Raw genomic sequence first — 12,921 nt, 5'->3', positions numbered from 1 at the left:
CGGTGACGGACGGTTCATGGCGGGACGGATTTCGACAGGGGTGAAGCTGGCGATAGGCGGCGGCGTCGCGGCTGTGGCGCTGTTGCTGGGTCTGTCGATGGGACGCGGACGCGACCTTGCGCCGCACCGGCCTGCTCCTGTTCAGGCGACCAAAGCGGCCACGCCAGCCAAGCCCATCGAACGGACCCGCGCCCAGCCCGTAACGGTCGATCCACATGCACTGCTGGTGAAGCGCGTTCTGCCGATCGACGGCCCCTTTCGCCATGGCGACTATGTCTGGGACGAAGGCGGCGCTCCCGCAACGGGACCGGTCATCATCACCGTCGACCTCAAGGCGCAAACGCTATCCGTCTTCCGGGCGGGCTATGAGATCGGATCGGCGGTCATCATCTATGGCGCGGACGACAAGCCCAGTCCGATCGGAGCCTTTCCGATCACGGAGAAGGATGCGGATCATTATTCGCGCACCTACAACAACGCGCCCATGCCTTACACGCTGCGACTGACCAGCGACGGCGTGGCGATCCACGGCAGCGACGTGCAGTGGGGCAATGCCACCCATGGCTGCATCGGCGTGCCCAAGGCTTTCGCGAAAAAGTTGTTCGGCGTGGCGAATCTGGGCGATCTGGTGGTGATCACCGATGGCAAGATGCTCGACACCAGCCATGCCAAAACCGCTGCCTGAGTTGCGCCGAATATCAACGCACCTGCAATAAATTCATCCGGGCTACAGCTTGATTCTCCATGGTAACGTGATCATGTGCGGGGCTTAACCCCTATCGCATCGCAACATGGAGCAGCCGATGGCGCAAGCCAGCCGCGCGGTACATCCCGCTCTTGTCATTCTTGCGCTCTCCATGGGCGCTTTCGCCATTGGCACGACCGAATTCGCGGCGATGAGCCTGCTGCCCTTTTTCGCGGACGATCTGCGGATCAGCGAGCCGATGGCGGGCCATGCGATCAGCGCCTATGCGCTGGGCGTGGTGGTCGGAGCGCCGGTGATCGCCGTGCTTGGCGCCCGATTGCCCCGGCGGACGCTGCTGATCGGATTGATGGCCCTGTTCGCGATCGGCAATGGCCTCAGCGCCGTTTCGCCCGATTATGCGACCATGCTTCTGTTCCGCTTTCTGAGCGGCCTGCCCCATGGCGCCTATTTCGGCGTTGCGGCGCTGGTGGCAGCGTCTCTGGTGCCGAGCGACCGGCGAGCGCTGGCGGTGGCGCGGGTGATGACCGGCCTGACCGTCGCGACCGTCATCGGCGTGCCGGTGGCCAATTGGACGGGACAGGCGCTTGGGTGGCGCTGGGGCTTCGGCATCGTCGCGCTGCTGGCGATGATCACCATGACGCTGGTAGCGCTGTACGCGCCACGCGACGCGGGCGATCCGGAAGCCAGCCCGATGCGGGAACTGGGCGCGTTGCGGGAACCACAGGTGCTGCTGACGCTGCTGACCGGAGCGATCGGTTTCGGCGGGATGTTCGCCGTCTATACCTATGTCGCGTCGACCATGATTTCGGTGACCCATGTGTCGGAGCAGCTGGTGCCGGTGGTGCTGGCGATCTTCGGCATCGGTCTGACCATCGGCAATCTGGTCGCGGCCTGGGCGGCGGATCGGGCACAGAGCCGAACGGCGGTCATCGTGCTGTTGTGGAGCGCTGCGTCGCTGGCGCTGTTCCCGCTGATGGCAGGGAATATCTGGAGCCTGTCGCTGGTGATCTTCCTGATCGGCTGTGGCGGGGGTCTGGGCAGCGTGCTCCAGACCCGGTTGATGGACGTGGCGGGCGATGCGCAAACGCTGGCGGCGGCGGCGCATCATGCCGCCTTCAATCTCGCCAATGCGCTGGGGCCGTGGTTGGGCGGCATGGCGATTGCGGCGGGCTATGGCTTTACTTCGACCGGGTGGATCGGCGCGGCGCTGGCGCTGGCAGGTCTCGCAATCTTTCTGTTCGCACTGAACCAGCGTCAGCGCTCGATGCGGCTGGCGCCCATTCCTTGCGAATAAGCCGACTGCCGTTGGTTCACAAACCGCTCTAATCCGGCTTGCAGAGAGCGTAACCAGCGCTGTCGCGCGCCTGGAGCGCTGAAGCCGCGTCGCTGGCGATGCGCGGGAAACTGACGCCTTCGAGCGACCCCCGGCCTTTGCAGACATCGGCGCACTTCATGTCGACCACGCCGGGAAACGCTATCTGATCGCCGTCATATTGCGCGACGACAATGCAATGATCGCTGCGGGAGAAGCTGAGGATCAGCTTGTCGCCTGCGCGGCGCGCCGAACCTCCACCCGTGCAGCTTTGATCTTCCCCGAAGGTCGCTTCCAGGCCGAAGCGGTAATCGCCATTCTTCGCCGGGATCACGCAAAGCGCATCGCGGCCCGCCTCATGGGTGCGCTGGTAGAGGCCGATGGCCGGAATTTGCGCCGCGTCCTCAATCACGCCGGTTTCAATGGCTGCGCGTTCAAGGCCCGAACCTGTCTGGACGCCGGTCTCATGTCGGCCCGGCGCGGGCGCAGCTTCACGCTGGCACGCAGCGAGCAGGACCAGCGCGCCCAGGCTAATCAGCCGCATCGGCGTCCGGCGTGACCGGCGCAAGGCCTTCCGGGCCGATATGGCGGAAAAAGCAGGAGCGAGCGCCCGTATGGCAGGTGGGACCGGCGGGGACGGCCTTCACCCAGACGGCGTCCTGATCGCAATCGATGCGAAGGTCGCGGACTTCCAGCATGTGGCCGGAGGTTTCGCCCTTTTTCCAGAGCGACTGGCGGCTGCGCGACCAGAAATGAGCGAAGCCGGTGTTCATGGTGAGCTTGAGCGCCTCTGCATTCATATGCGCGACCATCAGCACTTCGCCGCTGTCCACATCGGTGACGACGGCGGTGATCAGGCCGTCTCGGTCATATTTGGGGTTGAGGGTCAGGCCTCTGTCGCGCGCTTCGTCCATCAGCGGGCTATAGAGCGCACGGAGCCTCATGCGAAGCCCCGATTATCAAGGGATAAGGGAGAAAATGGGGCGATCGACGGGATCCGAACCCGCGACCTCCGGTACCACAAACCGGCGCTCTAACCAACTGAGCTACGATCGCCACAAGGGCCGTGCCCCTGAGAGAAGGGCGACATATGCGGCCCATCCCGCGCCGTCAAGCGGCCTGATGCCGAAAAAAGCATGAGGCCAAAATAAAAAAGAAAAGGGGTGACGAGCCTGACGCCCTCACCCCTTTTCATGCCTTTCGGAAATGGGCACGCGCATGGGAGACTGGCTCCGTGCCGCTGCGCCCAAATCCTGAAACTTCTCTCCGTAAAACTTTCGCCAACCGCGACGCCGGCTCTAAAAAAACAGACAAAGGCGCTCTTTGAAAGAGCGCCCCTGGACCTTTTAGTTGACCGAATCCTTCAGACCCTTGCCGGCCTTGAACTTCGGCTGAGCCGAAGCCTTGATCGTCATCGTTTCGCCGGTGCGCGGGTTGCGACCGGTCGAAGCCTTGCGCTGCGAAACGGAAAAAGTGCCGAAACCGACCAGGCGAACTTCGTCGCCCTTCTTGAGCGCACCAGTGATCGCATCGAAAACGCCCTCGACGGCCTTGCTGGCGTCGCTCTTGGAAAGGCCGCTGCTTTCAGCCACTGCGCTGATAAGATCCTGCTTGTTCATGCCTTGGGAACCCCCTTCTAGCTGTTTGGATAACTTAGGAATCGCGGCGTAGGCGGCGCAATAAGGCGCAGCTTTGGGGCCTTGTCAAAGGGAAAGCTGCATCGACGGCTACCCAGACAAGATTTTACGTCAAAACCTTGTTGAATAGCCGTCAAACCCGATATTTCCTGATCCGGTTCAGTGCCGGATCGACGCTTCCCCGTCCCGTCCCTGCGCCGGATTCGGCTGGGCGGCCAGATCGTCTTCCTCGGTCCAGGCGATTGCTTCCGGCTTCGACATCAGCGCGCGGGCCAGCACCTCGTCCACATGGGACACGGGAACAATCTCCAACCCCTCCCTGATATTGGCCGGGATCTCCGCCAGGTCCTTTTCATTCTCGGCAGGGATCAGTACCGTCTTGATACCGCCCCGCAGGGCCGCGAGCAGTTTTTCCTTAAGGCCGCCGATCGGCAGCACCCGCCCGCGCAGCGTGACTTCGCCGGTCATCGCCACATCCTTGTGGACCGGAATGCCCGTCAGCGTCGACACGATGGTCGTTACCATGCCGATGCCCGCCGATGGACCATCCTTGGGCACCGCGCCTTCGGGAAGGTGGATGTGGATATCCTTGCGGTTGAAGATGCTGGGCTTGATCCCGTAGCCGGGCGAGCGCGCCTTCACATAGGAGAAGGCCGCCTGCACCGATTCGGTCATGACCTCGCCCAACTTGCCGGTGGTCCTGATCGCGCCCTTGCCGGGAACGGTCACTGCCTCGATGGTCAGCAATTCGCCGCCCACCTCGGTCCAGGCCAGGCCCGTCACCGCCCCGATCTGATGCTCTTCCTCGCCCACGCCATGGCGGAACTTCCGCACACCGGCATAATCGGCCAGATTTTCCGGCGTGATGACGACCTTGTCATAAGCGCCTTCGAGGATCTTGCGCAGCGCCTTGCGGGCGAGACGCGCTATTTCGCGCTCCAGCGTGCGGACGCCAGCCTCGCGTGTGTAATAGCGGATCAGGTCACGAACCGCGTCCTCGGTGACCTCGAACTCGCCTTCCTTGAGGCCATGGGCATCGATCTGCTTGGCGAGCAGGTGCCGCTGGGCGATCTCGACCTTCTCATCCTCGGTATAGCCTTCGAGCCGGATGATCTCCATGCGGTCGAGCAGCGGCTGCGGCAGATTCAGCGAATTGGCCGTCGTCACGAACATGATGTCGGACAGATCGACGTCGATCTCCAGATAATGGTCCTGGAACTTGCTGTTCTGTTCAGGGTCCAACACCTCCAGCAGCGCCGAGGCCGGATCGCCGCGGAAGTCCTGACCGAGCTTATCGATCTCATCCAGCAGGAAGAGCGGGTTCATCGTCCCCGCCTTCTTGAGATTGGTCACGATCTTGCCCGGCAGCGAACCGATATAGGTGCGGCGATGGCCGCGGATTTCCGCTTCGTCGCGCACGCCCCCCAGCGACTGGCGCACGAATTCGCGGCCCGTCGCCTTGGCGATCGAACGGCCAAGCGAGGTCTTGCCGACGCCCGGAGGGCCGACAAGGCACAGGATCGGCCCCTTCAGCTTGTTGGTGCGCGCCTGGACGGCGAGATATTCGATGATCCGGTCCTTGACCTTCTCCAGCGCGAAATGATCCTCATCCAGGATCGCCTGCGCTTTCTTGAGATCGGTCTTGACCTTGCCCTTCTTGCCCCAGGGCAGGCCGAGCAGCACGTCGAGATAGTTGCGTACCACTGTCGCTTCGGCCGACATGGGCTGCATGCCCTTGAGCTTCTTGAGCTCCGCCGTCGCCTTGGCGCGGGCTTCCTTGCTGAGCTTGGCCTTGGCGATCTTCTCCGTGAGTTCGGCAAGCTCGTCGCCTTCCTCGCCTTCGCCATTGCCCAGCTCGCGCTGGATCGCCTTCAACTGCTCGTTCAGATAATATTCGCGCTGGGTCTTTTCCATCTGCCGCTTCACGCGGCCACGGATCTTCTTCTCGACCTGGAGCACGCCCAGCTCGCCTTCCATGAAGGCAAAGACCATCTCCAGGCGCTTGACCGGATCGGCCTCGACCAGCAGCGACTGCTTGTCGGCAACCTTGACGTTGATATTGGCGGCGATGGCATCGGCCAGACGCCCAGCATCCTCGATCTCGCGCAACTGCACCGGCGTTTCGGCAGGCAGCTTCTTGTTGAGCTTGGCGTAATTTTCGAACTGTTCGGCCACAGAGCGCATCAGCGCGGCGGCTTCGGGGCCTTCGGCGGCCAGTTCCTCGACCTCGGTCACATCGGCAACCATATGGCCATCGGCATTGGCGATGCCGCCAAGCCGGGCGCGCTGCTTGCCCTCCACCAGCACGCGGACCGTGCCGTCGGGCAGCTTCAGCAATTGCAGGACCACGGCAATGACGCCGGTATCGTAGAGCGAATCCTGACCCGGATCATCCTCTGCGGGATCGAGCTGGGAAACGAGAAAGATTTCCTTGTTGCCTTCCATCGCTGATTCGAGCGCGGAAACGCTTTTGTCGCGGCCTACGAAGAGCGGCACGATCATCTGCGGGAAGACGACGATGTCGCGCAGCGGAAGAAGGGGATATTGCGTAGTCATTCACTCTCCGGGGCGCTTATTCCACCCAGTCATGCGGTTCATCGCCTTTATGGGGAGAGTCACCGCATGGTTCAATCATGCCTTATAGATCCGGAATGATGAATAAGGGCTGATCCTGTCATAAGTTCAATCAGAAAGGCAATTTAAAGCCGGGGGGCAGCGGCAAGCCGGCGGTCATCTTGCCCATTTCGGCGTTGGACACTTCGTCGGCCTTCTTGCGCGCATCGTTGAACGCGGCGGTGACGAGATCCTCCAGCATCTGCTTTTCCGTAGGGGAAAGCAGGCTGTCGTCGATGGCGACGCCCAATATGCGGCCCTTGGCGGAGGCGCGAACCTTCACCAGACCACCGCCGGCCGAACCCTCGACCTCCAACTTATCGAGATTTTCCTGCGCGCGTTGCAGTTCCTCCTGCACGCGGCTCGCCATGCCTAGAATTTCATTCAAATCTTTCATCGCTCTGCGCTCCATTGTTCAAGCTCATCGCTAAGCTCGGCATCGGGGAAAGCGGCCAACGCCGCCTTGACCACCGGGGTTTCCATGATTTCCGCGCGAGCGTCCGCCGCCTTGCGCATTTCCTGTTCGAGCAGGGTCGGCACGGCAGAGCCATCGCTTTGCGTGACGCGCCAGGCCACGCCAGTGACTTCCCGCAACGCCGGGGTGATGCGGCTGACAAAACCAGGCAGCAGCGAGGGCGCGCCGGTAAAGTCCAGTTCTGGCGGGGCGTAGCGGGTCACGCCGATGCAATCGTGCATTTCCTGCGCGAGCTGACCTTTGCCCTTTTGCCAGAAAGCTTCGATGAGATCTTCAAAGCTGGCGGGAAAGTTGGCCGCAGGCGCGCCGGAGGATGGCGCAGCGGATGCTTGGCCGGGGGCAGCAGCGGTGGGCGCGCCTTCGCGAAGCAGGCGGGCGATCTCGCCCGGATCGGGCATGGTCGCGGCGTGCATTACGCGCAGCAGCGCCATTTCGCACGACTCGATGGGCAGAGCGGCGTTGGCGACCTCGTCATGGCCCTTGAGCAGAAGCTGCCAGAGGCGGTGGAGCGGCGCGAAGCCCAATTGCGAGGCCCAGTCGGCCAGCGCTTCGCGTTCTTCGGCGGACTGGCCGGGATTGGCGATGTCGCGCCCGGCCTTCACCAGCGTTACGGCGTGGACCAGTTCGAGCAAGCCGCGCATCAGCGACAACGGCTCGACGCCCAGCGCATATTGGTCGCGCACGGCACCAAGCAGCGCGCCGGTGTCGCCTTCGAGCAAAAGCCCAAGCAAGCGGCGGGTGGAACCGCGATCCGACAGGCCCAGCATGTCGCGGACCTGGGTGGCGGTAACGAGTGGTGCCCCTTCGCCCATTTCGGCATGGGCAATGGCTTGGTCCAGGATGGAAAGGCCGTCGCGGGCAGACCCTTCGGCCGCCTGGGCGATGAGCGACAGCGCGTCGGGTTCGGCTGCGACCGACTCGGATTCGACCACATGGGCGAAGTGGGCCGCGAGCAGTTCCGCAGGGATGCGGCGCAGGTCGAAGCGCTGACAGCGGGACAAGACCGTCACCGGCACCTTGTTCACTTCGGTCGTCGCGAAGAGGAATTTCACATGCGCCGGGGGTTCCTCCAGCGTCTTCAGGAGCGCGTTGAACGCGTTCTTCGAGAGCATGTGAACTTCGTCGATGATGTAGATTTTGTAGCGGGCGGAGACGGCGGCGTAGCGCACCGCCTCGATGATCTCGCGCACATCGTCGACGCCGGTATGGCTGGCGGCGTCCATTTCGACCACGTCGATATGACGGCCTTCGGCAATCGCCCGGCAGGGCTCACAGACGCCGCAGGGGTCGATGGTCGGGCCGCCCCGCCCGTCCGGGCCGATGCAGTTGAGCGCCTTGGCGATCAGGCGGGCAGTGGAGGTCTTACCCACCCCGCGCACGCCGGTCATCAGAAAGGCATGGGCCAGCCGACCCCGCCGGATCGCGTTGCCCAGCGTCTGGACCATGGCGTCCTGCCCGATCAGTTCCCGGAAATTGCGCGGGCGATATTTGCGCGCAAGCACGCGATAGGGCTGAGGGGAATCGGACATTCGATCAGTCTAGCGGCTTGGGGCGAGGCTGTCGAAGCCGGAAAGCCTTTAAGGGGCGGGTTTTGTTTCGCTGCCGGATGAGGACATCGACGCTGCGATGAATGGAGGTGGGAGCCGGAACGACCCGCAGCGAAATCACTGTGGCTGCTTCCGTCAGGACCTGACCAGGTTCGCGACGACTACGTCCGCCCGACTCCCGGCGCGGCATATGGCGAAGTGATGAGTTTATAGCAAGGGGTCGCGGACGATCACTGTTACGAAAGGCAAAAAGCGAGGCCAAGGAATCAGGTGCTCCTGCCTTAGGTGCTCCTGCCTTCGCAGGAGCACGACAACCCACAGGTCGATGTCCCGCGCTATTCCAGACCCGTCTTCTGCGCTTTTCCAACAAAATCCAGCGCGGCTCGGGCAGTTTCGGCTATGGCGGCTTCGGCAACCTTGGCATCTACCGTGGGGCGGTCGAGATAGATGGCGAGGATATATTCCTCTCCGGCGGGCGACTTCACCAGCGCCACATCATTATAGGCGGTGCCGCAGCTTCCGGTCTTGCTGCCGGAAGTCCAGTCCTTGGGAAGGCCTGCCTTGATGCGGTTGGTGCCGGTGGTGCTGGCGTTCAGCCAGCCCCGCAACTTGCCGGCGCTCTCGGTTTTGAGGTCGCGAAAGATCAGGCGCCCCATCAGTCCGGCCATGGCGGCTGGACTGGTGGTGTCACGCTCGTCGCCCTCGACATTCTCGTTGAGCGTGGGTTCCGTCCGGTCGAGGCGGGTCACGGTGTCGCCATGAGCGCGGATGAACATCGTAAGACCTTCCGGGCCGCCGATCATCGGGAGCAGCAGATTGGCGGCGCTGTTGTCGCTGACCTCTACGGCAGCGGCGGCCAGTTCCTCCATCGACATGCGTCCGCGCTTGCCGTTCTTCTTGACGACCGGGGCATAGTCCAGAATGTCCGCCTTGGTGAAGCTGATCTGGCCTTCGAGGCCGAATTTGCCGCCTTCCGCGCCCGTCAGGATGGCTGCCGCGAGCGGCGCCTTGAAGGTCGAGCACATGGCGAAACGCTCGTCGCGGTTGAAACCCAGGATCAGCGCGCCCTTGCTGTCGACCAGCGCGACGCCCAACCGGCCACCGGTTTCGGTTTCGATCTCCTTGGGATTGCGGACCGATTTCATGGCCGATTCGCTCACCATATAGCGGGGCGGCGGCGGGAGGAGCGACTGGCGGGGGGCTTCATCCTGCGCCAAAGCCGGGGCGGCAAGCAGCAGGGCCGCAAAGATCAGGCGTTTGGGCAAGCTTACATCCCCTGCATATTATAGGATTCGCCGGGGATGCGGACGGTCAGGCTTTCGAGCTTCTCGTCCAGTATGATCTGGCAGGACAGGCGGCTGGTGCGGGTCGCCGCGGCGGCGAGGTCCAGCATGTCCTCCTCATCCTCACTCGCCTTTTTGAGCTTGGCGAAGTCGGCGGCGTCGACGATGACATGGCAGGTGGAGCAGGCCATCTGGCCTTCGCAGGTGCCCTCAAGCGGCTGTCCCGCGGCTTGGGCGACGTCCAGCAGGACCGATCCGGCCGGTGCTTCAACCTCCTGCTTATGCTCTCCATCGGCGCTGATGAAGATTACCCTGGTCATGGTGCGACGTTCCCCGCTTTTCTTCAAGGCGCCCATATTTGGGCTGCCTCATTCAATATCCTCGCGGCATCCTCCAGTTCGGCCAGCGTCGTGTACCGGCCAAAGCCGATCCGCACCGATCCACGCGCCTCCGCGTCTGAAAGGCCGAGTGCGCGCAGCACATGGCTAGGCCGCCCGGACCCACTTGCGCAAGCGCTGCCGAGCGAAAAAGCGACATCGCGGCATTCCGACAACAGCCGCGCACCGTCCACTCCAGCCCGGCGAAGGTTGAGATTGCCGGGATAGCGACAGGTTTCGCTGCCGTTGAGCGTCCATTGGAAAAAGAGGTCGCGGGCGGCTGTCCAAAGCGATTCGACATGGGCGCGGTCGGTTTCGGCGCGCTCCCGCATCAAGCGGGCAGAAGCGCCGAAGCCCGCGCAGAGAGCGGGCGAAAGGGTGCCCGAGCGCAGGCCACCTTCCTGCCCGCCGCCATGGATGACGGGGGTGAGATCGACGCCCTCGCGAAGCCAGAGAGCGCCGACGCCTTTGGGGCCGTGGATTTTGTGGGCGCTGATCGCGACCATGTCGCATAAGGGCGGAATGGGGACGCGGCCATAGCCTTGCACGGCGTCGCAGAGAAAGAGGGCGCCCGCACGGTGGGCAAGCTCGGCCAGTTCCGCAACCGGCTGAATGACGCCGATTTCATTGTTGACCAGCATGACCGCGACCAAGGCCACGCCGGGGCGGATGGCTTTGGCGGCCTGGTCGAGATCCACTAGGCCGTCGGAGCCCACTGGAAGGATGGCGACGTCGCGCCCCGCCCTGCCCTGCGCTTCGACAGTGTCAAGAACGGCGGCATGTTCGGTGGCGACAGTGACGATTCCGCCCGAAGGCGCGCCCCGGATCGCCATGTTCAGCGCTTCGGTAGCGCCGGAAGTGAAGAGGAGGCGGCCGCCCTCCGGAAACAGCTTCAGGATTTCGGCGCGCGCGACCTCTACCTGCGCGGCGACGACTCGGCCCAGGCGGTGGGCGCTATGGGGGTTGGCGAACTGGTCGCGGAGCAGCGGGACCATGGCGTCAAAGGCTTCGGGCGCGAGCGGCGTGGTCGCCTGATAGTCGAGATAGATGGTCATCGGGCGCGCGCCGCCATGCTGGTCCAGGCTTCGATGAAGCGGTCTATGTCGGCTTCGCTGGTGGCGGGGCCAAAGCTGACGCGGATGACTTCGCCTGCCTGCGCTTCATCCCAACCCATGGCGTGGAGGACATGGCTGGTCTTGAGCGAGCCGGAGGAACAGGCGCTGCCGGCCGAGACGGAAATGCCCGCGAGATCGAACTGGATAAGCTGGGCGCGGGCCGAAAGGCCGGGCATGCGGTAGCTTGCGATGGAGGGGATGCGCGGGGCGTCGCGCGCGACGATCTCGCCGCCGAATGCTTCGATGGCGTCATCCAGCTTGGCGCGCAGGGTGGCTACCTTGGGAATCCAGTCGGTGCGGGCCTCCAGCGCCGCCGCCATGGCGAGGACGGCGGGGAGGTTTTCCGTGCCTGCGCGATAGCCCTGTTCCTGCCCGCCGCTGGCGTGGATCAGGGTCAGATCCTTGATGAGCAACGCACCGATCCCCGGAGGGCCGCCGAATTTATGCGCGCTGATGGCGATCATGTCAGCGTCGGGGAGAGGGAGTTTGGCGGCGCTCTGGGCGCAGTCCGCGAAAAGGATGACGCCCTCGCGGTCGATCTCTTCCAGGGGCTGGATCACGCCGGTTTCATTGTTGACGTGCTGGATGGCGAGGAGGCTTTTTCCGCCGTCATTAACGTGCAAACAGGAATGATGAATAAGGAGGCCGTTGATATCCACCTCCAGCCGCTCGGCCTCCGGTGTCACGCGCAGGACCGAATCATGCTCGACCGGCGATGTCAGGATTCGTCCCGCCTTGCTGCGGGTCAGCGCGATCGCAATGGCTTCGCTGGCGCCGGAGGTGAAGATGACATGCCCGTCCCAACCCAGCGCAGAACCGATCCGACGGCGAGCGTCCTCCAGCGCGGCGCGGGCTGCGCGGCCGTCGCCATGCGGGCTGGAGGGATTGGACCAGCTTTCCAGCGCCTGGATCATCGCCGCTTGCGCCTGCGGCAATATCGGCGTGGTGGCAGCGTGATCCAGATAGAGACGGTGGGAAGCCACGGACGGAAGACACTCATTGATTGCGGAAATGGTGGCGACTTCTATATAGGCGGTCTGTCGCGCAGCGCCAGCATTGGCTGCTGCGCCGTCTCCATTCGCCGTATCGACGGCCCAGAACCATAACAGGTGCCATGCCCGACGTAATTTTCCCCGGACCCGAAGGCCGCCTCGAAGGCCGCTTCAGCCCTCCCCCCCGCCCCCGCGCGCCGGTCGCGATGATCCTCCATCCGCACCCCCAGGGCGGCGGCACGATGAACGACCGTATCACCCAGGCGCTTTACAAGACCTTCGTGCGGCGCGGCTTTGCGGTGCTGCGGTTCAATTTCCGTGGCGTGGGGCGCAGCCAGGGCACGTTCGACAACGGCATTGGCGAATTGAGCGACGCCGCTGCGGCGCTCGACTGGGTGCAGAGCTTCCATCCGGAGGCGCAGACGACATGGATCGCCGGTTTCTCCTTTGGCGCCTGGATCGGCATGCAGTTGCTGATGCGGCGCCCGGAAATACGGGGCTTTATCTCGGTCGCACCGCCAGCGAACATGTATGACTTCTCCTTCCTGGCGCCCTGCCCTTCCTCGGGCATCATCGTCCAGGGAACGGCGGACGAGGTCGTCACCGCGAGCGCCGTGCAGAAGCTGGTCGACAAGCTGCGCACCCAGAAGGGCATCACCATCCATCATGACGAGATCCGTGGCGCGAACCACTTTTTCGAACATGAGCTGGAGCAGTTGATGAAGTCGGTGGATAATTATCTCGACATGCGGCTGTCGCCGGATTCGCCTATACGGTGAGCTGGGGTTACAGATTTGCAAGATTGGGGGCTGCGAAAGCGGCCCCTTTTCTTTTGGGTTACGAACTGGCCCCCTCCTATCCCCT

13 protein-coding genes, 1 tRNA gene and 1 other RNA gene are annotated in these 12,921 nt (G+C 63.5%); 3 read left to right on the top strand and 12 right to left on the bottom strand.

Annotated features, from left to right (window positions below):
• The first annotated feature begins 16 nt into the window (after positions 1-16).
• On the top strand, positions 17-685 hold the full coding sequence (locus K426_RS12370; protein ID WP_066557473.1) for a L,D-transpeptidase family protein: 669 nt from the start codon (positions 17-19) through the stop codon (positions 683-685).
• Between the two features lie 118 nt (positions 686-803).
• Positions 804-2,000, top strand: coding sequence for an MFS transporter (locus K426_RS12365; RefSeq protein ID WP_066561735.1), 1,197 nt, complete (start codon positions 804-806; stop codon positions 1,998-2,000).
• A gap of 28 nt (positions 2,001-2,028) precedes the next feature.
• Here the strand turns inward: K426_RS12365 and K426_RS12360 are convergent, their stop codons facing one another.
• The 12 genes from K426_RS12360 to K426_RS12305 form a co-directional block, all read right to left on the bottom strand.
• Complete coding sequence (locus tag K426_RS12360; RefSeq protein WP_066561732.1) at positions 2,029-2,562, bottom strand: hypothetical protein; 534 nt, start codon at positions 2,560-2,562, stop codon at positions 2,029-2,031.
• Positions 2,549-2,932, bottom strand: a complete 384-nt coding sequence (gene hisI / locus K426_RS12355) for a phosphoribosyl-AMP cyclohydrolase (protein ID WP_066561733.1) — start codon at positions 2,930-2,932, stop codon at positions 2,549-2,551. Before hisI ends, K426_RS12360 begins: the two co-directional genes overlap by 14 nt.
• A gap of 65 nt (positions 2,933-2,997) precedes the next feature.
• A tRNA-His gene (locus tag K426_RS12350) sits at positions 2,998-3,074 on the bottom strand.
• A 290-nt stretch (positions 3,075-3,364) separates the two neighbouring features.
• Positions 3,365-3,637 carry an HU family DNA-binding protein gene (locus K426_RS12345; RefSeq protein ID WP_007688799.1) on the bottom strand — a complete coding sequence of 91 codons (273 nt, stop codon included), beginning with the start codon at positions 3,635-3,637 and terminating at the stop codon, positions 3,365-3,367.
• 177 nt (positions 3,638-3,814) lie between these two features.
• Positions 3,815-6,211 carry an endopeptidase La gene (gene lon, locus K426_RS12340; RefSeq protein WP_066557468.1) on the bottom strand — a complete coding sequence of 799 codons (2,397 nt, stop codon included), beginning with the start codon at positions 6,209-6,211 and terminating at the stop codon, positions 3,815-3,817.
• A gap of 130 nt (positions 6,212-6,341) precedes the next feature.
• Complete coding sequence (locus tag K426_RS12335) at positions 6,342-6,665, bottom strand: YbaB/EbfC family nucleoid-associated protein (RefSeq protein ID WP_066561731.1); 324 nt, start codon at positions 6,663-6,665, stop codon at positions 6,342-6,344.
• Positions 6,662-8,272: a DNA polymerase III subunit gamma/tau gene (locus tag K426_RS12330; protein ID WP_066557466.1), complete on the bottom strand. Its 1,611-nt coding sequence runs from the start codon at positions 8,270-8,272 to the stop codon at positions 6,662-6,664. Before K426_RS12330 ends, K426_RS12335 begins: the two co-directional genes overlap by 4 nt.
• A gap of 103 nt (positions 8,273-8,375) precedes the next feature.
• An RNA gene (gene ffs / locus K426_RS12325) (signal recognition particle sRNA small type) lies at positions 8,376-8,473 on the bottom strand.
• Positions 8,474-8,625: 152 nt separating this feature from the next.
• A complete protein-coding gene (gene blaSGM, locus K426_RS12320) occupies positions 8,626-9,555 on the bottom strand; it encodes an SGM family class A beta-lactamase (RefSeq protein WP_066557463.1) in 930 nt (309 codons plus the stop codon).
• A gap of 2 nt (positions 9,556-9,557) precedes the next feature.
• On the bottom strand, positions 9,558-9,893 hold the full coding sequence (locus K426_RS12315) for a 2Fe-2S iron-sulfur cluster-binding protein (protein ID WP_066561729.1): 336 nt from the start codon (positions 9,891-9,893) through the stop codon (positions 9,558-9,560).
• A 23-nt stretch (positions 9,894-9,916) separates the two neighbouring features.
• On the bottom strand, positions 9,917-11,005 hold the full coding sequence (locus K426_RS12310; RefSeq protein ID WP_066557459.1) for a cysteine desulfurase family protein: 1,089 nt from the start codon (positions 11,003-11,005) through the stop codon (positions 9,917-9,919).
• Positions 11,002-12,048 (bottom strand): cysteine desulfurase family protein, encoded by a 1,047-nt coding sequence (locus tag K426_RS12305; RefSeq protein WP_066557458.1) that lies wholly within the window; start codon positions 12,046-12,048, stop codon positions 11,002-11,004. The genes K426_RS12310 and K426_RS12305 overlap by 4 nt, the downstream gene beginning before the upstream one ends.
• Before the next feature lie 131 nt (positions 12,049-12,179).
• On the opposite strand from K426_RS12305, the gene K426_RS12300 reads away from it, so the two are divergent.
• Positions 12,180-12,836 (top strand): alpha/beta hydrolase, encoded by a 657-nt coding sequence (locus K426_RS12300; RefSeq protein WP_046762752.1) that lies wholly within the window; start codon positions 12,180-12,182, stop codon positions 12,834-12,836.
• Positions 12,837-12,921: the final 85 nt, after the last annotated feature.

The sequence above is a fragment of the Sphingobium sp. TKS genome (genome assembly GCF_001563265.1).
Lineage (GTDB): Bacteria > Pseudomonadota > Alphaproteobacteria > Sphingomonadales > Sphingomonadaceae > Sphingobium.
This window is presented reverse-complemented; position numbering and strand designations above follow the sequence as displayed.

What these genes read in the sequence shown, in the direction of transcription:
- K426_RS12345 (WP_007688799.1), bottom strand. Translation starts at nt 3,637, where the DNA reads ATGAACAAGCAGGATCTTATCAGCGCAGTGGCTGAAAGCAGCGGCCTT.
- K426_RS12310 (WP_066557459.1), bottom strand. Translation starts at nt 11,005, where the DNA reads ATGACCATCTATCTCGACTATCAGGCGACCACGCCGCTCGCGCCCGAA.
- K426_RS12360 (WP_066561732.1), bottom strand. Translation starts at nt 2,562, where the DNA reads ATGCGGCTGATTAGCCTGGGCGCGCTGGTCCTGCTCGCTGCGTGCCAG.
- K426_RS12330 (WP_066557466.1), bottom strand. Translation starts at nt 8,272, where the DNA reads ATGTCCGATTCCCCTCAGCCCTATCGCGTGCTTGCGCGCAAATATCGC.
- K426_RS12300 (WP_046762752.1), top strand. Translation starts at nt 12,180, where the DNA reads ATGCCCGACGTAATTTTCCCCGGACCCGAAGGCCGCCTCGAAGGCCGC.
- lon (WP_066557468.1), bottom strand. Translation starts at nt 6,211, where the DNA reads ATGACTACGCAATATCCCCTTCTTCCGCTGCGCGACATCGTCGTCTTC.
- K426_RS12365 (WP_066561735.1), top strand. Translation starts at nt 804, where the DNA reads ATGGCGCAAGCCAGCCGCGCGGTACATCCCGCTCTTGTCATTCTTGCG.
- K426_RS12335 (WP_066561731.1), bottom strand. Translation starts at nt 6,665, where the DNA reads ATGAAAGATTTGAATGAAATTCTAGGCATGGCGAGCCGCGTGCAGGAG.
- K426_RS12370 (WP_066557473.1), top strand. Translation starts at nt 17, where the DNA reads ATGGCGGGACGGATTTCGACAGGGGTGAAGCTGGCGATAGGCGGCGGC.
- hisI (WP_066561733.1), bottom strand. Translation starts at nt 2,932, where the DNA reads ATGGACGAAGCGCGCGACAGAGGCCTGACCCTCAACCCCAAATATGAC.
- K426_RS12315 (WP_066561729.1), bottom strand. Translation starts at nt 9,893, where the DNA reads ATGACCAGGGTAATCTTCATCAGCGCCGATGGAGAGCATAAGCAGGAG.